The following is a 21,573-nucleotide window of genomic DNA, read 5'->3' on the forward strand; positions in this document are numbered from 1 at the left end:
ATGACGCCGTCACGCCGTTTGTACGGGCTCACTGCTGCCTGGGCCGGGCTGGCCCTGATCGCCAGTTTCTGGCCGTCGGTGCTGCTGATTTGGATCAGCTGCGGCATCGCGATCGCGCTGCTGGCAATCGTCGATGCGCTGCGTTCCCGCGGCGCACCGCGTTTGCTGGTGCAGCGCCAACTGGCCGGGGTCTGGCCGGTCAATGTGGCCGGCGTGGTCAGTTTGACCGTGCAAAACCAGGATCGCCGCCAACTGCAATTTGAGCTGTTCGATGACTACCCGACCGGTTGGCAAATCGAAGGCATGCCGCACCGGACGGTGCTGGCACCGGCGGCCAGCGTGTGCATTCAGTACCGCGCCACGGCGCCGCAACGTGGCGACAGCCATTTTGGTTCGCCGCATCTGCTGGTCAGTTCGGTGTTTGGGCTCTGGCAGTTTGGTCATAGGCTCGGGCCTGGCAGCGACGTCAAGGTTTTCCCGGATTTTTCCAGCTTGCTGGGACACACATTGACCGCGACCGATCGGCGGGTCAGCAGTGCCGGATTGCTGCGCAAACGCCGGCGTGGCGAAGGCACTGATTTTCGCCAACTGCGCGAATACCGGCAGGGCGACAGCCAGCGCGCCATCGACTGGAAAGCCACCGCGCGCTCACGCAAGCTGATCAGCCGCGAGTATCAGGAAGAGCGCGATCAGCAGGTGGTGTTTCTGCTTGATACCGGTCGCCGGATGCTGGCGCAGGATGCGCAGCACAATCATTTTGATCATGCGCTCAACGCCATTTTGACGCTAAGTCTGGTCGCGCAAAAACAGGGCGATGCCATTGGTTTGATGACCTTCGGTGCCAGCCAGCGCTGGCTGGCGCCACAGAAAGGTCGGGCCGGGCTGGACCGGCTGCTTGCCGGTTGTTATGACCTGCAACCGGCCGAGGTCGCGCCCGATTACACGCTGGCCGCCAGCCAGTTGTTGCGCAAGCTGCACAAGCGGGCGTTTGTCGTGCTGGTGACCAATCTGCGCGACGAAGACGACACCGCCATCCGCACCGCCTATGACATGCTGGCGCGCAAACATCTGGTCATCTGTGCCAGCATGCGCGAACGCGCGCTGGATGCCGCCATCGCCGCGCCTGTGCAGCAGTTCAGCGAGGCGCTGCGGTATGCGGCGACCAGCCATTATCTGCAGCAGCGCCGCGAAGCGATTCGGCAAATCGGCATGCGCGCCGACCATCTGATCGATGTCGTGCCGGCGATGCTCAGCGCCACGCTGACCAATCGCTATCTCGATATCAAGGAAAGTGGGGCGTTGTAAGGCGTTTTTAGGGTTGTGCTGCTTGCCGCAAGGCTGGCAGCATGTTGTGGTGGCAGTACCCGTTGGCGAGGCGCTTGTCCGTGCCGTCGCGTCAACAGCTGTATTTGCTTGCAGTTACATAAACAGGGAGTCAAAAAATGGCAAATCCGTATTCGGCACCAGCAGCCGATCTCAATTCGCTGGCCGGGGAAGAAACTTACGAACCGCAGGTGTTCGCGGTAAATGGCCGTATTGGTCGCATGCGTTATCTGGCGTATTCGCTGGTGATGAGCTTGCTGGCGTATGTGGTATTCGCCGTGCTGTTCGGTATTGGCATGGCCATTGGCGGTATGGGCGTCGGCTTCATCATGCTGCTGCTCGGCTATATCCCGATGCTGGCAGTCACCTTCATTTTGGCGCGCCGTCGCCTGAACGATCTCGACAAGTCTGGCTGGTTGTCATTGCTGCTGATCGTGCCCTTGGTCAACCTTGGTCTGATTCTCTATATGATTTTTGCTGCCGGCACCGCCGGTACCAACCAGTTTGGCCCGCAGCCGAGCCCGAACAGCACACTGGTGAAAGTTGGCGCTCTGGTCACGCCGGTGCTATTCGTCGTGGGCATCATTGCCGCTATTGCCTTGCCGGCCTATCAGGATTACGTCAATCGCGCCAAGCAAGCCGAAGCCGCTGCTCAGGAAGCCGCCCAATACGACGAGCAAGCGGACTCGCAAGAAGCGCAGTACGGTCAGGACGATGGTCAGTACGAGTCGCAGGATGGCGCTGAAGAGGTTTCTTCCGACGATAGCCAATACGGCACTTCAGACGACGCGCAATACGAAACGCAAGATGCCTCGCAAGAAGAAGCCACTTCCGAAAGCCAGGAAGACGCTCCGACCGAAACGCCGTAACGGCGACAAGTGGGCGACCGCTGATTGACGGCGGTCGCCTGCCGGATTTTTGGAAGCCATCGCAGTCATCTGGGCGATGGCTTCTGGCTTGGCAGGGATTGCTCATGTTTCGCCAAATCATGTCGATTGTTGTTGCGCTGATGCTGCTGACCGCGTGTGGTCAGCCGGTGCCGGCCGAGAAAATGGCGTATGTCGGCCTGTGGCAGGCAAAAAACATGGTGCTGGTGATCAGTGCCGATGGCAGCGTGGCTTACAAACGATTGGCGGGCGGCGTCACGACGTCAGTCAACGGTCCGCTGAAAGCGTTTGAAGGTGACAATTTTGTCGTCGGCGTCGGGCCCGTTGCGACCACCTTTGTCGTGACCGCGCCGCCGCACCCGGAGCCGGCGTCGGCAGCAAACGAAACGGTCTGGAAAATGACTGTTGACGGCGTTGAGCTGAGCAAATCGAGTACGATGTCGCGGTGAGTTCCGTGTTGGGAGCAGGCAGCATGTCTGAGCAAATCAAAGCCGACCAAACCCCGTCCAATCAAAACCAGTCCGAAAAACCCATCCCTACCGCCGTGGTCGCGGCTGACCTGCCGCCGCGCAGCAAACCGTCCATCTATCCGGCGCCATTTGCCGTACTGATGCAGGGCCGCGAGAAGCGGGTGCTCGGCGATGTGTTCGGCTTGGTGAATTTTGGTGTCAACCTGACCCGATTGCAGCCGGGGGCGTTGTCTGCCTTGCGCCACGCCCACAGCAGACAGGATGAGTTCATTTACATCCTGCAAGGCCAGCCGACGTTGCTGACCGACGAAGGCGAAACGCTGTTGACGCCCGGCATGTGCGCCGGGTTCAAACACGGCACCGGCAATGGCCATCAGTTGCATAACCGCAGCGATACCGAGGTGGTGTATCTGGAAGTGGGCGATCGCAGTGCCGGTGATGCCGTTACCTACCCGGATGATGATCTGCGCGCCGATTTTGTTGACGGTAGCTGGCGCTTTGCCCACAAGGACGGCCAGCCGTATTGATTGTGTGAGCGTGTGAGCGCAGCCGCTCAATCGGTCACGGCGTCCGGCCGAAAATCGATGGCTAGCAGCTCGATCTCGCGATCACCGGCCGGCCGCGACCAGCGCACGCTGTCGCCCACCTGCGCGCCCTTCAGTGCGCGCGCCAACGGGCTCAGCCAACTGATCCGGCCCTGCTCCGGATCGGCCTCGTCTTCGCCGACAATCCGGTATTGATAGCGCTGACCGTTGTCGTCGATCAGCTCGACCTTGGCGCCAAAATCAACGCGAACATCGCGTTGGCTGTCGGCACCGGCCAATACGTTCGCCGCGCGGGTATTGACCAGCCGCGCACTGCCCAGCCGGGCTTGCAGCCAGCGCTGTTCGCGCGCCAGCTCGGCGCGTGCCAGCCGGCTGTCGACCGCCGTGCTCGGCAAGGCAAGCAGTTGCTGTTCGACGCCCGCCAGCCGGCGCTGCAGCAGCGCCAGACCGCGTGCGGTGACGTAATTGGGATGTGGGCTGAGCGGCAGTTCGGGCAGCTCGTCCGGACCGTCGCCGTCACTTTCCTTGACGAATGCGCGGCTCATGGCGGTGTTCGGTCAAAAAGGGGCAGTGGCCAAGCATATCACTGGCTGGCCGGCTGCTCCGGCGCCCGGCAAGCTGCCGCAGACACGGCCGGCGGCCCCTGCCGTTTTTGCCGTTCCGCGCCTATAGTTGGTACACCTTGGGTCCGTCCACGCTGATCGCCAAACCCATGTCCCTGTTCCGTCGCTTGTGGTTACTGCTGGTTGTGCTGCTGCTGCTGCTGACTTTGCTGCTCGGCGTCTACGCCCAGCGTCTGCGCGAATGGCCGGTGCTCGATGACGAGCTCAGCAGCTTGCTGGTGCATGTCCAGGCCGCTGAAAACTGGCGTGATGTCGAAGCCCGTCGGCAAAGTTTTGCCGAATTGATTGCCCGTGCGCAGCCGTATCAGCTGGTGCTGCGCAATGGTCACGGCGAGGTGCTGGAGCAATTCCCGACGTCGGCGAAATTGCTGCCACCGAATGCCCTGCAACTGCGGCTGCCGGCCAATTTGCCCGACGGCCCCGGTGAACTGGAAATCGCCCTGAACCATCAGCAGATCTATCCGTGGGGGCGCTGGTGGCTGGCGCTCACCGGGCTGTGCTTTGGCTTGAGTCTGCTCGGCGGTTGGTGGCTGCACCGGTTGCTGGCCGGCGAGCGCCGCGCCCGCGTCGTGGCTGAGCAAATCATTGCCGGCGAGCGCGACCCGGCGCTGGTCGCCGACGATGATGCCCGCACGGTGCTGTCGGCGTTCGCCAAGTTGCTGGTGGAGAACCGCGATTACGCCAATGCCCAGGTCAAGGCGATCGATCAGGTGCGCCGGCGTTCGTTTGTCGACGGTGACACCGGGCTTGGCAATCGCAGTTATTTCGATGCCCATCTCGATGTGCTGCTGCATGAGCGCGATGCCAATGCCAGTGGCGTGCTGGTGCTGCTGGAGCTCGGTGAGCCGTTTCAGGATGCGGTCGAGCAGGACAAGCTGGTGCGCTTGCTGGCGCAACTGCTGCATCAACACAGCGCGCAGTATCCGCAACATATTCTGGCCCGGCGTGAACGCAACAGTTTTTCGGCGCTGCTGCCCGGCATGACCGCGCGCGAAGTGCACATCTATTGCCGCAAGCTGTTGCGCGAATTGAGCAGCCATGTCGAACGCAGCCATGGCACGGATGCGAAAGACCCGCACGAAAGCCGGCTCGCCCACATTGGCGCCGTTTGTTATCGCGCCGGCGCCGATGCCTACAAACTGCTGGCTGAGGCCGACATGGCCGTGCGTTTTGCCCAGCAGGAAGAGCAGGCCACCGGCTGGCACATGTTTGAAAGCGGCGAAGTGCAGGAAGCCGGGCTGATGGGCCGGGTGCGCTGGCGCTCCTTGCTGGAGCGGATCATCGAGCAGCGCAAGGCCGTCTTGCATTACCACCCGGTGGTGATTGGCGCCGACCGGCGCATTGCCTTTCATGAGGTGTTGTCGCGTGTGCCCGGCGACAATGGCGAATTGTTTACCGCCGCCACGTTTTTGCCGATGGCGCAGCGGGTGGGACTGGCGGTGCCGTTTGACCGCATGGTTTGCGATCAGGTGTTGAAGTCACTGCTGTTCGGGCCGCTGGCGGGACAAATGCTGTCAGTGAATCTGAGTCACGATGCGGTTCAGGATCCGACTTTCCGGATGTGGCTGCTGGAGCATCTGGCGCAAAACCGGCCGCTCGCCGAGCGGCTGGTGTTTGAAGTCGGTGAGCATGTGGCCTGCCAACTCAGCAGCGGTGAGCAGCAGTTTTTCGAAGCACTGAATCGCTGCGGTGCCGCGCTGGCGGTGGAGCATGTCGGCCAGCCACAGTACTCGGCCAATTATCTGCAACCGGGTTTGTATCGCTTCATCAAGCTGCATCGCAGTCTGACCCGCGGCATCGAAACCGATCACAGTCATCAGGATTTTGTCCGCGGTCTGGCAGCGGTCGGCAGCGCCGCCGGCGCCACGGTGTTGGCCGAATGCGTCGAAACCGACAGCCAATGGCAAATGCTGTTGTCGCTTGGGGTCAGCGGCGGCCAGGGTTATCTGTTCGGTCGGCCGGAAGCGAAAATTCAGACGGAGGCAGCGACCGCCAACGTCGCCTGAAAGCATTTCGAAAAAAGGTCGACATCTGTCGACCTTTTTTTATTGCGGTCAGTGTGTGATCTGGCGCAAAAATTCCGCGCGCTGCTCTGCTGAGGCCTGTTGCCACCAATAGCTCAGCATCTGCAGGGCATCCGGTGCGGCGGCGGTTTTGCTGGCAACCGGGCCGGCCAGATCCGAGGCCATCACGGGCGCTGCAGTGATCGTTGTGGCCGCGCCCTGTTCCGCCTTGTTTTCCACCCGGTTGTCTGCCACCAGCAGGCCATTCAATTCGGTCACCGGCAGTTGCTGCAGCGCGACGGGTTGGTTTCCGGCTGTCAACAGTTGCACCGTTGGTGCTTTGACGTAGCGCTTGGCGTCGGCACCGGAATTCAGTTCCGGCCCGAACAATTGCAGCTGATCGGTTGCCGCGGCATTGAACACCAGCGCGAATGGCGCCGAGTGCACGCGATCATGGCTGTCGCCATAATCGGCATCGTAAATCTTGTCGAATTCGATAATCACGACATTGCGGCCGGTGCTCAGCGCCACCGTCTTGGTCCGACTGAGCGTGGCCGGAAACTCTTTGCCGTTGACCATCAGCACATCAAACTGCTCCGGCACTTGCAGTTCGCCCGCCAGAGCAAGGCCGGGATGCAGCCAGGCTGCCAGCAGCAGCGCAGTCAGTAAATGTTTTGTCATTGCAGCAACTCCGTAGTGGGTGCAGGCCAGGTCGGGCGGATCGTGTCGGCCGTCATGTTCGCTGTTTTCGGTCAACAAAAAAAGCGCCCCGAAGGGCGCTTTCAACCGGGGAGAACCGGGTCAACCAACAGCCTTGCTTAGAACTTCACTTCCAGGCCGCCGGCCAGGAAGGTTTTTTCCGGGTAGGTTGCGCTCAGCACATCGAAGGTTTGCTCGCCGTAGAAAGCGAACACCATGATGTTCTTGGCCAGTTTGTGATCCCAGCCGAGGAAGGTTTGTTCGCCGCCTTCAGCGCCGATCTGGCCTTTGCTGCCAATGTCCGACTCGCCATGTTGCAGCTTGATGGTGTTGTCTTCGTTGACGTTGTAGGCAACCGACAGCAGCATGCCATCTTCATCGAAATCGGCACCGTCTTCCTGCTTCTGATACAGACCGCCGAGTTGGAAATCGCCGAGCTTGTAGGTGGCGACCAGACGGGTGGTCTTCGAGTCTTCGGCATAGGTGCCAGTGTTGTGATCCTGGTCCATGGCCAGAGCCAGGAACAGGTTCGAACCTTGCCATTCAACCGAAATCGAGGTGGCATCCAGCGGGCCGTCCTGGTTTTCGGTGCTCGGGGTGCCGGCGTCGACTTTCTCTTGCAGAATGCTCGACACGTTGAACACCAGACCGCCGGCGATTTTCGGCGACGAGTAGGAGACGATGTTGCTGGCGCGGGTTTCGCCGGTGAAGATGGCCTTGATATCGCCATCCAGATCGTTGAACAGGTCAACCTTGCCTTGCGCCAGTTTCAGCGGTGTATCCCAGCGGCCAACCAGAATCTGACCAGCACGGCCGCGCAGGCCGACGCCGATGTTGCGGCTCTTGAACGGGGTCGAGGCGCCACCGGTTTCGGTGCTGTCCACTTCCCATTCGGCTTGGTAGAACGCCGAGAAGCCGTCGTCGATGCCGAGTTCGCCCTTGACGCCCAGACGCGAGGCGTTGCTCTTGGCTTCCCAGACATCACCGTCTGCGTTGGCATCGGTGTCGCCCGTGTCGAGGTCGGTGTTTTGCACGGTGACGTTCAGCTTGCCGTACAGTTCCAGTGCGGACGCGGCGAAGGTCGGGGCGCTCAGGGTGGCCATTGCAGCGGCCAGCAGGGTCAGACGCATCTTCATTACAAACTCCTCGTTCTCTTGGGTCAGGGTGTTTTGTTGTTTATCGACGGCTTGCGAATTGCTGCGCGCCGTCGTTCTGTTGCTAAAGCGGCCGTTGTTTGCAACGGTTTTGTTGCCGTCACTGCCTTGCCAACAGGGCTCGGCCAACAGCGGGGTACTGCGAAAGACTTCGTCCCCCGCGGGCTGCGACTGCATCACCAAGACCGGTGTGGCAGTTCAGTCATCCAGTACGGATGCCGGCAGGCATCGCGTGAGGAGCGAATCGGTGATGTCAGTGCGGAGGGTTCGGAACCGGTGAACCCAGCAGCACGACATCCATGGCCGGGCATGCTAGGGCGGGCGGGTGACAGCTCTGTGAATCGGCCATGACAGAAATGTGACGACGATGCGGCGGACCGTGACGGCACGATGACGCAGAAATGCAAACGCCCCGCAGGGCGGGGCGTTTGTTGCAAGACTCAGCGCGACAATCGTCGCGCTAAATTGCCATCAGAACTGATAACGGACACCCGCCGACAAGCCACTGTTGTTGGCGCCGGCTGCGCTGTTGATTTCGCCATCATGGCCAACGCCGACCACTTTGAACGTGGATTCGTCGTCGTTGCTGACCGAGGCGGCGGTGACATACAGCACCGTGTTCTTGCCATAGAGGTGGTCCCAGCCCAGCGACAGTTGCGAGGCACCTGACTCATCGTCAGTGTCGTCGCTCAGATCGTCGGCGACGTAGTAGGCCGCCTTGAACACGTTGTCGCCAGTCTTGAAGCTGTAGCCGACGCCGTAGACATCGCGGTCCCGATCCGGGGTGCCGCTGACGTTGTCCACGGTTTCAAAGAAGCCCGTGACTTTCTGGTTGCTGCCGTCGCCGAACTTGAAGCTGGCGGCAACCCGAATGGCTTTGGTGTCATCGAGGGCACTATCGCTGTCACGAACGGTATTGGCATAGCTGCGCTGCTCATAGCCACCACCGACAAACCAGGCGCCTGACTCCCAGGTCACAGCCGCTGACAGGCCGTCGTTGTCATTGTCATCGATGGCATCGGTACCGCGGTCAGCGGAGTAGATGAACAGGCCGTGCACGGCGCCGGTGCCGAGATCGAACTGCACCGAGTTGTCCCAACGGCTGTCGATGCCGCTGATGTTGGTGATGGTCCGGGTCTCGCCGAGCTGGTCGGAATAGAACAAATCGACCTTGCCGCGGATGTTTTTCAGCGGCGTGTCAAACCGGCCGATGCGCCATTCGCCGTAACTGGTCTTCAGGCCCAGCCATTGGTTGCGGCGCGACAGGTTGTTGTTGCTGCCGGCACCGGTACCGGCGTTGGCGCCGCTGCCGCTCTTGCTTTCTTCGGTGGCGCCAATCTGCCATTCGGCCAGATAGCTCAGGGTCAGGCTGTCGGACAGGGCTTTCTCGCCGCGGATGCCGAGCCGTGAGGAGTTCGATGACACCGCCAGATTGGTCTCATCCTCATCGTCGGTCAGGTTGCCGGCAGTGCCCCGGTCATCGGTGTAGTCGAGCAGGTCGGCCGACAGGTGAACGACACCGTACAGGGTCACGGTCGGGGCGGCGGCCTCATCGGCAGCGAAGCTGGGGCTGGCGAGTACCAGGGCAGTCAAGGCAAATGGCAGGAGGTTCTTGGTCATCGTGAGGGTCCTTGTTGTCAGAAAAGGGAGCAGCCCAGAGGATTCCGACCGCGGCAGCTATGATCACCCGGCCAAGTATTAAACTTTTTTGACAATAATCAATTCCAGCGCGTTACACCCTTATGTCTTTTGCGGCTCGCCAATGGCGGGTCAGTAGCAGATTGCTGTGTGGCGTGGCCGATTGTCACAAAGACTGTCACATTTCCTTCACATGCCGCGCATAGCATGGCGGCACTGAAAAAAGCGGCCTTGCCACGGGCTCCCTGCCGGGGTGTTGCGCTGCATGGGGCATTGTCATGAACCGGGTACCCGCATGAACTGGTCACTGTCATGAATAAAACTGTCGATGTCCGCCAAAGCGTGCGGGCCCTGCTGGATGCGCAGACCGCCAGCGGCCGCCATACCTTGCGTACCGCCAAGGACAAGCTGGCTCGCTATGCCATCGCGTTTGGCGGCTGGCTGGTGATCGCAGCGGTGCTGCTGATTTTCTTTTACCTGCTGTCGGTGGTGTATCCGGTTTTCAAGTCGGCCAGCATCGAGGCGCACGACAGCCACAACGGCAGCGTGCCGGTCAGCTCGGTGCTGATGCGCATGGACGAGTACGGCGAGCTGTCGACCCACATTGGCAGCGATGGCGTCATTCGGGTATTGCGTAACGCCAGCGGTGCGGTCGAGCTGGAGCAGCCTTTGCCGCTGCCGGCCGGCGTCAGCGTCACCAGTGCTGCCGAAATCAATGCCAGTGCCGGTCTGCTTGCGGTGGGGCTCAGCAATGGTCAGGCGCTGCTGCTGACCTATTCATTCAGCACCAGCTACGACGCCAACAACAAACGCCAGTTGAAGCCGGTCATCGCCTTCCCGTTTGGCGAAACGGCGCTGGCAGTGGCACCGGATGCGCGCGCGCTGGAGCATCTGGCGGCAGCGGGCGATGAGGAAAGTTTTGTTCTGGCCGCGCAGGTCGGTAGCCAGGACATCCTGATCAGCAAGTACGAAAGTAAAACCTCGATGATGGATGACAGCGTCACGCTGGAACAGCAGACGCAGGAAGTCATCAGCACCGAAAAACCCAGCCAGTTCCTGCTGATCGATGGCGAGGGCCAGTGGCTGTACGCCGCCGGCGCCGACGGTGCGATTGAAGCTTGGGACCTTCGTGGCGAGGCGGCCCGCCGGGTCGAGCGAATTTATCTGACCACGGCCGGGGTCAAGCTGACTGAACTCAAGTTCTTGATGGGCAGCATCAGCTTGCTGGCCGGTGACAGCAGCGGCCAGATCAGCCAATGGTTCCGCCAGCGTGACGAGCACAACGAGTTTCGTTTGCAGCTGGTGCGCAGCTTCAAGTTGGCCGACGCGCCCATCAGCCTGATCGGTGTCGAGCACCGGCGCAAAGGTTTCTACGCCGTTGACAGCAACAATGAACTCGGCATTTTCTACACCACCTCGCAGCGCAAACTGCTGGAGCAGAAACTGGCGGCGGCGCCGGTCAAGATGGCGCTCAATGCCAATGCCACCGAGCTGGTGCTGTTGAACAGCGACGGCAGTTTCGGTCGCTATCACATCGAAAACGAGCACCCGGATATTTCCTGGAGCGCGTTGTGGGATGAAGTCTGGTACGAGAGCTACGACAAGCCCGGCTACACCTGGCAGTCGTCATCAGGCAGTGACGAGTTCGAACCCAAATTCAGTCTGATGCCGCTGGCATTCGGCACCATGAAAGCCGCGTTCTACGCCATGCTGTTTGCCTTGCCCATCGGCATCAGCGCAGCGATTTACACCGCCTACTTCATGTCGCCGGCGATGCGCCAAATGGTCAAGCCGGTAGTGGAGATCATGGCGGCCTTGCCATCGGTGATTCTCGGCTTTATCGCCGGATTGTGGCTGGCGCCGATAGCCGAGGCCAATCTGGCCGGTATTTTCTGTTTGCTGCTGCTGATGCCAGCAGTATTCATCAGTTTTGGTTGGCTCTGGCATCACGCGCCGATGTCGCTGCGCAGTCGCGTTGCCGAAGGCTGGCAAGCGGCGCTGCTGGTGCCGATCATCGTGTTGGCGGGCTGGGGCTTGTTCGGTCTTGGCGATGGCCTGGAAGCGGTATTTTTCCACGGTGATTTCCGCAGCCACCTGACCAATGTCTGGGGCATCGATTTTGAGCAGCGCAACGCCCTGATCGTTGGCATCGCAATGGGTTTCGCAGTGATCCCGAGCGTGTTCTCGATTGCCGAAGATGCCATTTTCGGCGTACCAAAATCCCTGACCAACGGCTCCCTGGCGCTCGGCGCTTCACCGTGGCAAACGATGGTCCGTGTGGTGCTGCCGACCGCCAGTCCGGGCATTTTCTCGGCGGTGATGATCGGCCTCGGTCGCGCGGTCGGTGAAACGATGATCGTGCTGATGGCGACCGGCAATACCCCGGTCATGGAAGCCAATATTTTTGAAGGCCTGCGGACGCTGTCGGCCAATATCGCGGTGGAAATGCCGGAAGCCGAAGTCGGCGGCTCGCATTACCGCATCCTGTTCCTGTCGGCGCTGGTGCTGTTCACGTTCACGCTGGTATTCAACACCGTCGCGGAAGTGGTGCGGCAGCGCTTGCGGCGCAAATATGGCTCGCTGTAAAGCGCCCGGTCGGATGAAGGCAGACAAGAAATGAGAGAACCGTTCTTCAAAAGTGGCGAACACTGGGTCTGGTTGAATGCCGGTGGCATCGCGCTTGCGCTGGTCATGGTGCTGGGCTTGCTGTTGCTGATCGTGGTCAATGGCATGAGCCATTTCTGGCCGCGTGACATCGCGCAACTGCAGATCCAGCAGGCCGACAGCACCGAAGTGGTGCTCGGTGAGCTGGTCAATAACCACGTTGCCGTGATCGAAGGCGTGAAAGTGCCGCAAACCCTGATCCGGGTCGGCAATCGCGATATCTACGGTCAGGATTTCCGCTGGGTCAATGACCGTGCCATCAGCAGCCGTGAGCTGCCAGCAGAGGCGGTAGCCATCGAGCGCACTGAGTGGGGCAATTTTTACGGCTTTGTCGATGCCATCAAGCAAGGTGACGAGCTGGTGGCGTCGGTCGCGTCCGGCAACGTGATGACCGAACTGGCGCAGCGGCTGGAACGTGCCGAGCAATTGCGGGCGCGGATCGACGCGCTGGAAAAAGATACCGTCGGCGACATCAATTTTGCGTTGGAAAAACTGCGTCTGGAAAAACGCCGCTACGAATTGCACGGTGGTGGCAGCGCGGAGCGGCTGGCGGAAATCGGCGCCGAAGAGAGCGCGCTGAAAAGCCAGTTCGAAGGCCTGCAAACCGAACTGGGCGGCATCTATCAGGAACTGAATCGCGACAAGCTGGTGCTGAAGCTGGTCAACGGCGATAACCGCGAACTCGCGCTGGCCAAGGTTGTTCGGCTGTATCAGCCGAACAAGATGGGCCTGCTTGACAAGTTTGGCCACTACGCCAGAAAAGTCTGGGAATTCCTGACCGCGCAGCCGCGCGAATCCAACACCGAAGGCGGCGTGTTTCCGGCAATTTTCGGCACCGTGATCATGGTCATGCTGATGTCGGTGATCGTGACGCCATTCGGCGTCGTGGCTGCAGTCTATCTCAGTGAGTACGCCAAACAGGGCACGGTGGTCCGGATGATCCGGATTGCGGTCAACAACCTCGCCGGTGTGCCTTCGGTGGTGTACGGCGTGTTCGGTCTCGGCTTTTTTGTCTACTTTCTCGGCGGCAGCATCGACAACGCCTTTTTCGCCGAAGCCAAGCCCGCGCCGACCTTTGGCACTTCCGGCCTGCTGTGGGCGTCGCTGACGCTGGCCTTGCTGACCTTGCCGGTCGTGATCGTGTCGACCGAAGAAGGTCTCGCGCGGATTCCGAAAGCGATACGAGAAGGTTCGCTCGCGCTTGGCGCCACCAAGATCGAAACGCTGTGGCGAACCGTCTTGCCGATGGCAAGTCCGGCCATGATGACCGGCTTGATCCTGGCCGTCGCCCGCGCCGCCGGTGAAGTCGCGCCGCTGATGCTGGTCGGTGTGGTCAAGCTGGCGCCGACCTTGCCAGTGGATCTGAATGCGCCGTTCCTGCATCTCGAACGCAAATTCATGCACCTCGGCTTTCATATTTACGATGTCGGCTTCCAGAGCCCGAACGTCGAAGCGGCCCGGCCGCTGGTGTATGCCTCGGCGCTGTTGCTGGTGCTGGTCACCATTCTGCTGAACATCGCCGCCATCAAGATCCGCAACCGGCTGCGAGAAAAATACAAGTCGCTGGAACACTGAGTGGCAGTAATGCAGCCCGGCCAGTGACAACACGAATTAACCAGCACCTCCGGTGCGGGAGAGCGTAATGAACAGTACGAGCAAGAGTTACGAAATTGATGTCAGCGGAGTCCGCGGTGTCCGTGAGCGGCGCAGCATCCGTGATGAAAAAATCGCGATCAACGTTCGCGATCTGAAGCTCTATTACGGCGAGAAGCAGGCGCTGAAGGGCGTCAATCTGCCGATCGCAGAGAAACGGGTGACCGCGTTCATCGGGCCGTCGGGCTGCGGCAAGTCGACCCTGCTGCGCTGCTTCAACCGGATGAATGATCTGGTCGATGGCGTGCGTATCGAAGGCGCACTGGAAATCAATGAAAAGAACATCTACGCCAAGGACGTCAATGTTGCCGAGCTGCGGCGCAACGTCGGCATGGTGTTCCAGAAGCCGAATCCGTTCCCGAAATCGATTTATGAGAACGTTGCCTACGGTTTGCGCCTGCAAGGCATCAACAAGCGCCGGGTGCTCGACGAGGTGGTGGAATGGGCCTTGAAAGGCGCCGCGCTGTGGGAGGAGGTCAAGGACCGCTTGCACGACAACGCGCTCGGCCTGTCCGGCGGCCAGCAACAGCGTCTGGTTATTGCCCGTGCCATTGCCGTGCAGCCGCAAGTGCTGCTGCTGGATGAGCCGGCCTCGGCGCTCGACCCGATCTCGACACTGAAAATCGAAGAGCTGATCAACGAACTGAAAAGCGATTACACCATCGTGATCGTGACCCACAACATGCAGCAGGCAGCGCGGGTGTCCGATTACACCGCCTTCATGTTCATGGGCGATCTGATCGAGTACGCCGACACCGACACGATTTTCACCAACCCGCAGCAGAAACAAACCGAAGACTACATTACCGGCCGTTACGGCTAAACCGGGATGGAGCCAGAAAATGGCGTAGCCCGGATTAGCGAAGCGTAATCCGGGTTCGCGAAGCGAACGATACGGTCGGACAATTGAAGAATCCCGAACGCAAACAAGGGGAGCAGAACAATGGATAGCAGTCACGTTACCCAGCATATTTCCCGCCAGTTCAATGAAGAACTGGAGAACGTCCGTCAGCGCGTGCTGGCCATGGGCGGGTTGGTCGAAGAGCAGATCGGCGCGGCACTCGATGCCTTGATCAACTTTGATACCGAAGGTGCGCTCGCGGTCATTCGCCGTGACGAGCAGGTCGACAAGTTCGAAGTCGAGATCGATGACCAATGCACCAAGATTCTGGCCAAGCGGCAACCGACCGCTGGCGACTTGCGCTTGATTGTCGCAATCCTGAAAACCATTACCGATTTGGAACGAATCGGCGATGAAGCGGAGAAAATTGCCCGCATGGGTCGGCATATCGCTGAAAACAGCGACCCGAGCCGGCCGGTCAAGCAGCATTACGGCGCAGTCAATCATCTGGGTCAGCATGTCAAGAACATGCTGCACCTGACGCTGGATGCCTTCGCCCGGATGGATGTGACGGCGGCGATTCAGACCATCAAGGACGAGCGCCAGTCCGATGCCGAATACGATGCCATTTCCCGGCAGATTCTGACTTACATGCTGGAGAACTCGCGCAACATTTCGCCGGGTCTGGACGTGATGTGGTCGGCGCGCGCGCTGGAACGCATTGGCGACCATGCCCGGAATATCTGCGAATACGTGGTGTACATGGTGGAAGGCAAGGACGTGCGCCACACCAACATTGATAAACCGGACAGCGCCACCTGAGCGCACCGACGAGCGGATAACTAGGATAAGACCAACGCCATGAGTGCGAAATTGCTGGTTGTGGAAGACGAGCGCGACATCCGCGACATGCTGTTGTTCGCGCTCGAAGAAGCCGGATTTCAGGTAACCGAAGCGAGCACCGCCGAGCGCGCCTTGTCGCTGCTGGCCGAGGGTTACAAGCCGGATCTGTTTCTGGTCGATTGGATGTTGCCGGGCGCCAGTGGTGTCGAGCTGGCGCGGCGGGTCAAGCAAAAGCCGGAGCTGCAGGATACGCCGCTGATTTTGCTAACCGCGCGTGGTGAAGAAGACGATCGGGTGCGCGGGCTTGAGGCCGGCGCCGATGATTACGTGGTCAAACCGTTTTCACCACGGGAACTGATCGCGCGCATTCGGGCGGTGCTGCGCCGCGCCGGTGGCACGGTCAGCACCGAAGCGGCCATCGAAATCGGCGGCATCCGGCTTGACACCGCCAGCCACCGGGTAACGGTAAAAGGCGAGACGGTCAAACTTGGTCCGACCGAATACAAGATTCTGCTGTTTTTCATGGAGCATCCGGAGCGGGTGTTCTCTCGCACCCAAATGCTCGACGCCGTGTGGGGCCATCAGGTTGTGGTGGAAGAACGCACCATCGATGTCCACATGCGGCGCTTGCGCAAAGCACTTGAACCGTTCGGTGTTGAAGAATATGTGCAGACGGTACGTGGTTCAGGCTACCGGTTTTCCCATCGTAATTGAGTGAAATGCGGTGGCCGATTGCCTGCAGGCAATCGCAGCAGGCCGCGCCTGTCCCCGGGCAGCGCGGACATCATGGACAACACGGAACTCAGCGCGCATGCAACGCTTTCAGCCCTGGCTGACCGAACTCTGGTTGATTGGCACGGCGACCTTGCTGGTCTGGCTGCCATTCAACTGGTTTGGCTATGGCGCCGAGTTTCTGATTGTTGCCTTGGCTGCCTATCTGGCCTGGCATTTGTACCAGCTGCGGCAATTCGTGTTTTGGCTGAGCCAGAATGCACGCGCGGTGCCGGACAATGTTCCGGGTGTCTGGCACGAGATTTACCATCAGATCTATCTGGCGCAAAAACGGCGCCGCCGAACCAAGCGCCGGCTGACCCAGATCATCGGCGAGTTCCGCGACTCGACCAATGCCCTGCACGATGCCGCGGTCACCCTCGGCAGTTACGGCGAAATCATCTGGTTCAATCATGCTGCGCGCGAGTTGCTCGGGCTGCGCACGCCGCAGGATGTCGGCCAGCGCATTTCCAATTTGTTGCGCCATCCCAAGTTCGTCGAGTTTGAAGCGCGCAGCGAATCGGAAGCCGTGCTGGAAATCCCGTCGCCGCTGGACGTCAACCTGACCTTGAGTTTCCAGATTTTGCCGTATCGGCAGGGGCAGCGTCTGTTGATGGTGCGTGATGTCACCCGGGTGCACAAACTGGAGCAGATGCGGCAGGATTTCGTCGCCAATGTGTCGCACGAGCTGCGCACACCGATCACGGTATTGATGGGTTATCTGGAAACGCTGTCGTCGGGTGGCGAAGAGAAACTGGGCCGCTATGCCCGGCCGGTGTCGCAAATGCAGCAGCAGGCGCTGCGCATGCGTGCGATTGTCGATGATCTGTTGCTGTTGTCCCGGCTCGATACCGAACATAACCGGCTGAAGTACGAGCCGGTGGATGTCCCGGCGCTGCTGAAAACCATGGCCGATGATGCCCGGGTGTTGTCCGGCAACCAGCAACATGAGATTCAAACTGAACTGGATGACAATCTGGGGCTGATGGCGGCGCCGAAAGAGCTGCAAAGTGCTTTCGGCAATCTGATCGCCAATGCTGTGCGTTACACCCCGGCTGGTGGCCAGGTCACGCTACGCTGGCAGTGCGAGCCCGGTGGCGGTGCCCGGTTCGAGGTTGTCGATACCGGCCCCGGCATCGAGGCCCAGCACCTGCCGCGGCTGACCGAGCGGTTTTACCGGGTTGACGCCGGCCGCTCGCGGGAAGTGGGCGGCACCGGGCTTGGCCTCGCCATCGTCAAACATGTGCTCGAGCGCCACGGCGCCCGGTTGCAAATCAGCAGCACGGTCGGTGTCGGTAGCCGCTTCGCCTGCCTGTTCCCGGCCAGTGTGATAACGGTACTGAAACGCTGATCCGGCTTGTGTTCCAGCGGTGGGCCTGCACCGGCGGGTCGGTCCCGGAGGGGGGCAGCGGCTATCTTGGTTTGGTCATTTATGCTGGTGGCTGTCATAAAAGCGCAAACTTGCCGTCACAGAGTTGCAAGCCAAGCCCACCACAATGGCGCCGCACCTGATGTTCACAACGATGTGTGTCTACAGGGCCGTGTCTAGATGGCAATGACTACCTCACCGTGCCTGGACAGTCCGATCACACCTTCTCGAAGGAGAGCTACATGAAGCTGGGTAATAAATTGCTGCTGGCCGTCGGCGTAGTTAGCGCCGCCGTCGCTGGCGTTGTGCAGGCCGATGTCGACGCCGCATTGCCGACCTACAACAAAGTCAGCGGCGTCTCGGGCAACCTGTCCTCGATCGGGTCCGACACCCTGAATAACCTGATGACTTTCTGGGCCGAAGAGTTCAAGAAGCAGTATCCGAACGTCAACATCCAGATCGAAGGCAAGGGTTCATCCACTGCGCCGCCGGCGATCACCGAAGGCACCGCCAACCTCGGCCCGATGAGCCGGGAAATGAAGTCGAACGAAATCGCCGCGTTTGAAGCCAAGCACGGCTACAAGCCGACCAAGATCGCCGTCGCCATCGACGCGCTGGCCGTGTTCGTGCACAAAGACAACCCGCTGAAAGGCCTGTCGATGCAACAGGTCGACGCCATGTTCTCGAAGAGCCGCAAGTGCGGTGCCGACAAGGACGCCGTAGTCTGGGCTGACGTTGGCGCGGTCGGTTCGCTGGCCAACCAGAAGATTGCGATGTTTGGTCGCAACTCGGTCTCGGGCACTTACGGTTACTTCAAAGAGCACGCGCTCTGCAAAGGCGACTACAAAGACACCGTGGCGGAACAGCCGGGTTCGGCGTCGGTCGTGCAATCGGTCGCCAACCAGATCAATGCGGTCGGTTACTCGGGTATCGGTTACAAGACCTCGGGCGTTCGCGCACTGCCGATTTCCGACAAGCCGTTTGGCGCCTATGTCGAAGCGACCGAAGCCAATGCCATCAGCGGTGACTACCCGATGGCACGTTACCTCTACATCTACGTGAACAAGAAGCCGAACCAGCCGCTGAGCCCGCTGGAAGCCGAGTTCATCAAGATGATCCAGAGCAAGCTCGGTCAGGAAATCGTCGTCAAGGACGGCTATATCCCGCTGCCGGCCAAGGTTGCCGAGAAGCAACTGGCGCTGATCAAGTAAGCGTAATTGCAAGCGCAAGTGGCAGACAGCAGACAAGACCCCGGCCTCGCGCCGGGGTCTTGTTTTTGGGCGACTGTACAGACCGTAGACCTTGAACACATGGCGCTGGCGTAAAACGCGTCAGACCGGTTCGATTTGTATCGCCATGTATCCGCCTGCCTCGGTCTGACCGAGCTCCTGATGTTTTTTTCTACCGCACTGCCCTTATTGGTACAGTTTTTGTACACTCGCCCGCTGGCCGATTGCCATAGCCAATTCAACAAATAAGGGGACACGGAATGCAGTCATTGTGGCGATATTGTGGTGCGTTGTTGATATCGACGCTGGCCGCGTGCAGCGGCGGTGGCGGGAGTGGCGGTAGTGACAGCAGCGGTGGTGCCAGCTTGTCGGTCAGCACTTCTTCGATTTCAGTCGATAGCGTGTTCGGTGCCGGTCAAATCAATCGGCAGGTGACCGTAACGTTTTCCGGCAATGTTCTGGTTGCGGGCAGCCCGCCCGGCTCCAGTTTACCCAATTGGATTACGATCAATGGTGGCGGCTCATCATCACCGGCAACGGTGACATTGAGCATCAGTCCCGATGTGATTGGCACACAGACCGCAACAGTGCGCTTTGGTACCGGACCTACGGCAGGTGACATAAAAGCGACCAAAGATGTCGTTGTTACCATGCGGGTCAGCGACGGTTTTGGTTTTCCGCAACATCAGCTTGATGCGTCGGGTTATTGGAAGAGCCCCTATCTCGGCAGCGAAACCATTGTCCTGAACAATAACAACCTGAACTGGCAGCTCAGTAGCGATGCCGCCTGGCTCAGTGTGGGTCAAACCAGCGGTACCGGCAGCGCGCTGCTGAATATCAGCTTGGATACGGCGGAGTTGCCGGTTGGCCAGCATACCGGCCACATCAATGTGCAAACGCCGGATGGCAGCAAAACGGCAAGCTTTCCGGTGGTGTTTACCCAATTGGCGCCGACGTTAACGCTGACTCCGGAGCAGCTCAAGGTTTCGGCCAATGAACTGGAAAAGCTCAGCGACAGTTTGCATGTGTATATCGGCGGACCCGGTGGGACGATTGCGGTGCCATTCACCCTGGATGCCGTCAACGACCTGCAGTTCAGTGCCAGCAATGGCACGACTGGCAGCACCGATATCACAGTGACGGCGGCGGCCTCGGCGGCGGCGTTGGCGCCGGGCATCTACAGCCGGCAGATCACTGCTCACGCCAGCGTGCCGGGCGCCGTGCTGACCGGCACGACGACGGTGCAATTGCGGGTCGAGGCACGTGAGTTATTGATTCAAAATCCGGGCGTAGCACTGACCCATGGCCCTGATCATGATCGGCTCAGTGCCAGCATTCCGGTACTCGCCAGTGATGGTCAGTCGGCAAATTTTGATGTGGCATCCGATCAGCCGTGGTTAACGGCGACGCGCAGTGGCATGCAGGTTAGCGTCGTCGCCAATCCGACCGGCTTGAGCAACGGGCTGCATTTCGCCGAGGTCGCCATCAGTTCGGCAATGGATGCCCAAGTCGACTCGATTCGGGTCGGTTTCTATGTGTTTGATCAAGCCGTTGCGAATGGCGACAAGCAAACGTTCGAGAACTATGAGTCGATAATTCTCGTTGACCCTGTCCGACCCTACATGTATTTCCGTGCTGGCTTCGGTGGCGTCTTGGGCTACAACATTTATACCGGCGAAAAAGTGCTGGATCTGGATCTGAAAGCCGCTTTGGACCTGTACGTCACCGAGTATGCCGCAATCAGTTCGGATGGCCGTCGGGCATGGCTGCTCTGCCGTAACAACAGCGCTGATCGCATCGTCACCATCGATCTCGAGCAGGGCGCCCTGCTTGATGAAACCTGGCCAGCATTCCAGTCCGGCGGCAGCAACTATTCGCTGACCCGACTTCGGCTGTTGGATACCGATTATCTGCTGACAGGAAACGGCGAATTGTTCAATGCCGATACCCGCACTGCTGTCAGCTACAGTGGCGGCGTGAGCTACGACTCCAGCATGGTGCTCAATGCATCGGAGGACGGTCGCTGGCTGATGGCTTACGGGAATAATCACGCGTCGACGTTCCGTTTGCTGCAATTCAAACCGAGCCGCAACCAGCCCTTTGCCGTCAGCCAAAAAGCACTGGTCTCGTTCGACTATCCAGACTATGTCACGGGCTCAACGATTTCGCCGGACGGCGACAATCTATTGGTCAGTCACTACATCGGCACTGCGGACAACGAACGCTACCATCAGGACGGCAGCGGCACCCTCGCAGATGCGGCCGCACCGACACATTATGTCAGGCAGGCCTCGATGTTGAATGACGGCCGCTTCTATGCCTCGCGGTCGAGCTATGACACGCCAAGCAACGCCGTGGTGCTGTACAGCGACGCGGGTGTCGAGCAGGGCCGGATCGATACCGCCGATGAAGTCTGGTACATGAAACCGTCGAGTGATGGTCTGCGCCTGGTTCTGGAGATAGGTCGCAATACTCAGCCTGGTTTTATCTTGCAGTCGTATCCGACCTTGCATTGAGCCGGCAGCTTGTGATGCGCGGGAGACGGCGCGAGACGCCGGTCCCCCGTAACGGTTTTTGCTTTCGCCAATCAAAACCGCAAACGGCCCTGTGACGGGCCGTTTGCATTGGTTTGCCAGTCTGGGCGCTATTTGTCGTTCAGGGAATTGGGCCTATTTGAGCGTCTCGCCAATAAAATCTGTCCGTTAAATCAGTGGCAATTTCATGGTTTGCGGTGCGGAAGCTGGCGCGACCGATTTGCTAGCCCAAGAAGATGGCGATGTTTGGTCGCAATTCGGTCTCGGCCACCTACGGTCGCTTCAACGAGCGCGTGCTCCGTAAGTGTGACTGCAAATACCCCGTGA

General features: G+C 59.8%; 16 protein-coding genes and 1 pseudogene. 13 read left to right on the plus strand and 4 right to left on the minus strand.

Annotated features, from left to right (window positions below; translation table 11 throughout):
- The 4 genes from HPT27_RS15670 (at position 1) to HPT27_RS15685 (ending at position 3,207) form a co-directional block, all read left to right on the plus strand.
- Positions 1–1,305, plus strand: coding sequence for a DUF58 domain-containing protein (locus HPT27_RS15670; RefSeq protein WP_172245534.1), 1,305 nt, complete (start codon positions 1–3; stop codon positions 1,303–1,305).
- Positions 1,306–1,442: 137 nt separating this feature from the next.
- The gene (locus HPT27_RS15675) at positions 1,443–2,192 is read left to right on the plus strand and encodes a DUF805 domain-containing protein (protein WP_172245535.1); all 750 of its coding nucleotides are present in this window, start codon (positions 1,443–1,445) and stop codon (positions 2,190–2,192) included.
- 104 nt (positions 2,193–2,296) lie between these two features.
- On the plus strand, positions 2,297–2,659 hold the full coding sequence (locus HPT27_RS15680; RefSeq protein ID WP_211198071.1) for a hypothetical protein: 363 nt from the start codon (positions 2,297–2,299) through the stop codon (positions 2,657–2,659).
- Positions 2,660–2,682: 23 nt separating this feature from the next.
- Entirely contained in the window at positions 2,683–3,207 is a 525-nt protein-coding gene (locus HPT27_RS15685; RefSeq protein WP_172245536.1) for a cupin domain-containing protein, read from the plus strand.
- A 26-nt stretch (positions 3,208–3,233) separates the two neighbouring features.
- On the opposite strand, the gene HPT27_RS15690 is transcribed toward HPT27_RS15685, so the two are convergent.
- Positions 3,234–3,770: a GreA/GreB family elongation factor gene (locus HPT27_RS15690; RefSeq protein ID WP_172245538.1), complete on the minus strand. Its 537-nt coding sequence runs from the start codon at positions 3,768–3,770 to the stop codon at positions 3,234–3,236.
- A 167-nt stretch (positions 3,771–3,937) separates the two neighbouring features.
- On the opposite strand from HPT27_RS15690, the gene HPT27_RS15695 reads away from it, so the two are divergent.
- Positions 3,938–5,854 carry an EAL domain-containing protein gene (locus HPT27_RS15695; protein ID WP_172245540.1) on the plus strand — a complete coding sequence of 639 codons (1,917 nt, stop codon included), beginning with the start codon at positions 3,938–3,940 and terminating at the stop codon, positions 5,852–5,854.
- Positions 5,855–5,902: 48 nt separating this feature from the next.
- Here HPT27_RS15695 and HPT27_RS15700 read toward each other — a convergent pair whose 3' ends face one another.
- From HPT27_RS15700 to HPT27_RS15710, 3 genes are all read right to left on the minus strand, one after another.
- Positions 5,903–6,532 (minus strand): DUF2057 domain-containing protein, encoded by a 630-nt coding sequence (locus tag HPT27_RS15700; protein ID WP_172245542.1) that lies wholly within the window; start codon positions 6,530–6,532, stop codon positions 5,903–5,905.
- Positions 6,533–6,669: 137 nt separating this feature from the next.
- Positions 6,670–7,686, minus strand: a complete 1,017-nt coding sequence (locus tag HPT27_RS15705) for a porin (protein WP_172245544.1) — start codon at positions 7,684–7,686, stop codon at positions 6,670–6,672.
- A 489-nt stretch (positions 7,687–8,175) separates the two neighbouring features.
- Positions 8,176–9,324: a porin gene (locus tag HPT27_RS15710; RefSeq protein ID WP_172245546.1), complete on the minus strand. Its 1,149-nt coding sequence runs from the start codon at positions 9,322–9,324 to the stop codon at positions 8,176–8,178.
- Between the two features lie 330 nt (positions 9,325–9,654).
- Here HPT27_RS15710 and HPT27_RS15715 point away from each other — a divergent pair, with 330 nt between their 5' ends.
- From HPT27_RS15715 to HPT27_RS15750, 8 genes and pseudogenes are all read left to right on the plus strand, one after another.
- On the plus strand, positions 9,655–11,928 hold the full coding sequence (locus HPT27_RS15715; RefSeq protein ID WP_172245548.1) for an ABC transporter permease subunit: 2,274 nt from the start codon (positions 9,655–9,657) through the stop codon (positions 11,926–11,928).
- Between the two features lie 30 nt (positions 11,929–11,958).
- Entirely contained in the window at positions 11,959–13,581 is a 1,623-nt protein-coding gene (gene pstA, locus HPT27_RS15720; protein ID WP_172245550.1) for a phosphate ABC transporter permease PstA, read from the plus strand.
- A 169-nt stretch (positions 13,582–13,750) separates the two neighbouring features.
- Positions 13,751–14,482: pseudogene (gene pstB / locus HPT27_RS15725) on the plus strand (phosphate ABC transporter ATP-binding protein PstB); the annotation flags it as partial.
- 120 nt (positions 14,483–14,602) lie between these two features.
- Positions 14,603–15,322, plus strand: coding sequence for a phosphate signaling complex protein PhoU (phoU, locus tag HPT27_RS15730; RefSeq protein ID WP_172245554.1), 720 nt, complete (start codon positions 14,603–14,605; stop codon positions 15,320–15,322).
- A 39-nt stretch (positions 15,323–15,361) separates the two neighbouring features.
- Positions 15,362–16,057, plus strand: coding sequence for a phosphate regulon transcriptional regulator PhoB (gene phoB / locus HPT27_RS15735; RefSeq protein ID WP_172245556.1), 696 nt, complete (start codon positions 15,362–15,364; stop codon positions 16,055–16,057).
- 97 nt (positions 16,058–16,154) lie between these two features.
- Positions 16,155–17,465, plus strand: coding sequence for a phosphate regulon sensor histidine kinase PhoR (gene phoR, locus HPT27_RS15740; RefSeq protein WP_172245558.1), 1,311 nt, complete (start codon positions 16,155–16,157; stop codon positions 17,463–17,465).
- A 260-nt stretch (positions 17,466–17,725) separates the two neighbouring features.
- A complete protein-coding gene (locus tag HPT27_RS15745) occupies positions 17,726–18,694 on the plus strand; it encodes a PstS family phosphate ABC transporter substrate-binding protein (RefSeq protein WP_172245560.1) in 969 nt (322 codons plus the stop codon).
- 278 nt (positions 18,695–18,972) lie between these two features.
- Positions 18,973–21,228: a BACON domain-containing protein gene (locus HPT27_RS15750; RefSeq protein WP_172245562.1), complete on the plus strand. Its 2,256-nt coding sequence runs from the start codon at positions 18,973–18,975 to the stop codon at positions 21,226–21,228.
- Positions 21,229–21,573 lie beyond the last annotated feature (345 nt).

Origin of the sequence: Permianibacter fluminis (assembly GCF_013179735.1) — a bacterium.
In the GTDB taxonomy this organism is placed as follows: Bacteria; Pseudomonadota; Gammaproteobacteria; order Enterobacterales; family Permianibacteraceae; genus Permianibacter; species Permianibacter fluminis.

Excerpts from the sequence above, each read along its gene's own strand:
- HPT27_RS15670 (WP_172245534.1), top strand. The coding sequence starts at position 1 with ATGACGCCGTCACGCCGTTTGTACGGGCTCACTGCTGCCTGGGCCGGG.
- HPT27_RS15675 (WP_172245535.1), top strand. The coding sequence starts at position 1,443 with ATGGCAAATCCGTATTCGGCACCAGCAGCCGATCTCAATTCGCTGGCC.
- phoR (WP_172245558.1), top strand. The coding sequence starts at position 16,155 with ATGCAACGCTTTCAGCCCTGGCTGACCGAACTCTGGTTGATTGGCACG.
- phoU (WP_172245554.1), top strand. The coding sequence starts at position 14,603 with ATGGATAGCAGTCACGTTACCCAGCATATTTCCCGCCAGTTCAATGAA.
- phoB (WP_172245556.1), top strand. The coding sequence starts at position 15,362 with ATGAGTGCGAAATTGCTGGTTGTGGAAGACGAGCGCGACATCCGCGAC.
- HPT27_RS15690 (WP_172245538.1), bottom strand. The coding sequence starts at position 3,770 with ATGAGCCGCGCATTCGTCAAGGAAAGTGACGGCGACGGTCCGGACGAG.
- HPT27_RS15750 (WP_172245562.1), top strand. The coding sequence starts at position 18,973 with ATGCAGTCATTGTGGCGATATTGTGGTGCGTTGTTGATATCGACGCTG.
- HPT27_RS15705 (WP_172245544.1), bottom strand. The coding sequence starts at position 7,686 with ATGAAGATGCGTCTGACCCTGCTGGCCGCTGCAATGGCCACCCTGAGC.
- HPT27_RS15715 (WP_172245548.1), top strand. The coding sequence starts at position 9,655 with ATGAATAAAACTGTCGATGTCCGCCAAAGCGTGCGGGCCCTGCTGGAT.
- HPT27_RS15685 (WP_172245536.1), top strand. The coding sequence starts at position 2,683 with ATGTCTGAGCAAATCAAAGCCGACCAAACCCCGTCCAATCAAAACCAG.
- HPT27_RS15745 (WP_172245560.1), top strand. The coding sequence starts at position 17,726 with ATGAAGCTGGGTAATAAATTGCTGCTGGCCGTCGGCGTAGTTAGCGCC.
- HPT27_RS15710 (WP_172245546.1), bottom strand. The coding sequence starts at position 9,324 with ATGACCAAGAACCTCCTGCCATTTGCCTTGACTGCCCTGGTACTCGCC.
- HPT27_RS15695 (WP_172245540.1), top strand. The coding sequence starts at position 3,938 with ATGTCCCTGTTCCGTCGCTTGTGGTTACTGCTGGTTGTGCTGCTGCTG.
- pstA (WP_172245550.1), top strand. The coding sequence starts at position 11,959 with ATGAGAGAACCGTTCTTCAAAAGTGGCGAACACTGGGTCTGGTTGAAT.
- HPT27_RS15700 (WP_172245542.1), bottom strand. The coding sequence starts at position 6,532 with ATGACAAAACATTTACTGACTGCGCTGCTGCTGGCAGCCTGGCTGCAT.
- HPT27_RS15680 (WP_211198071.1), top strand. The coding sequence starts at position 2,297 with ATGTTTCGCCAAATCATGTCGATTGTTGTTGCGCTGATGCTGCTGACC.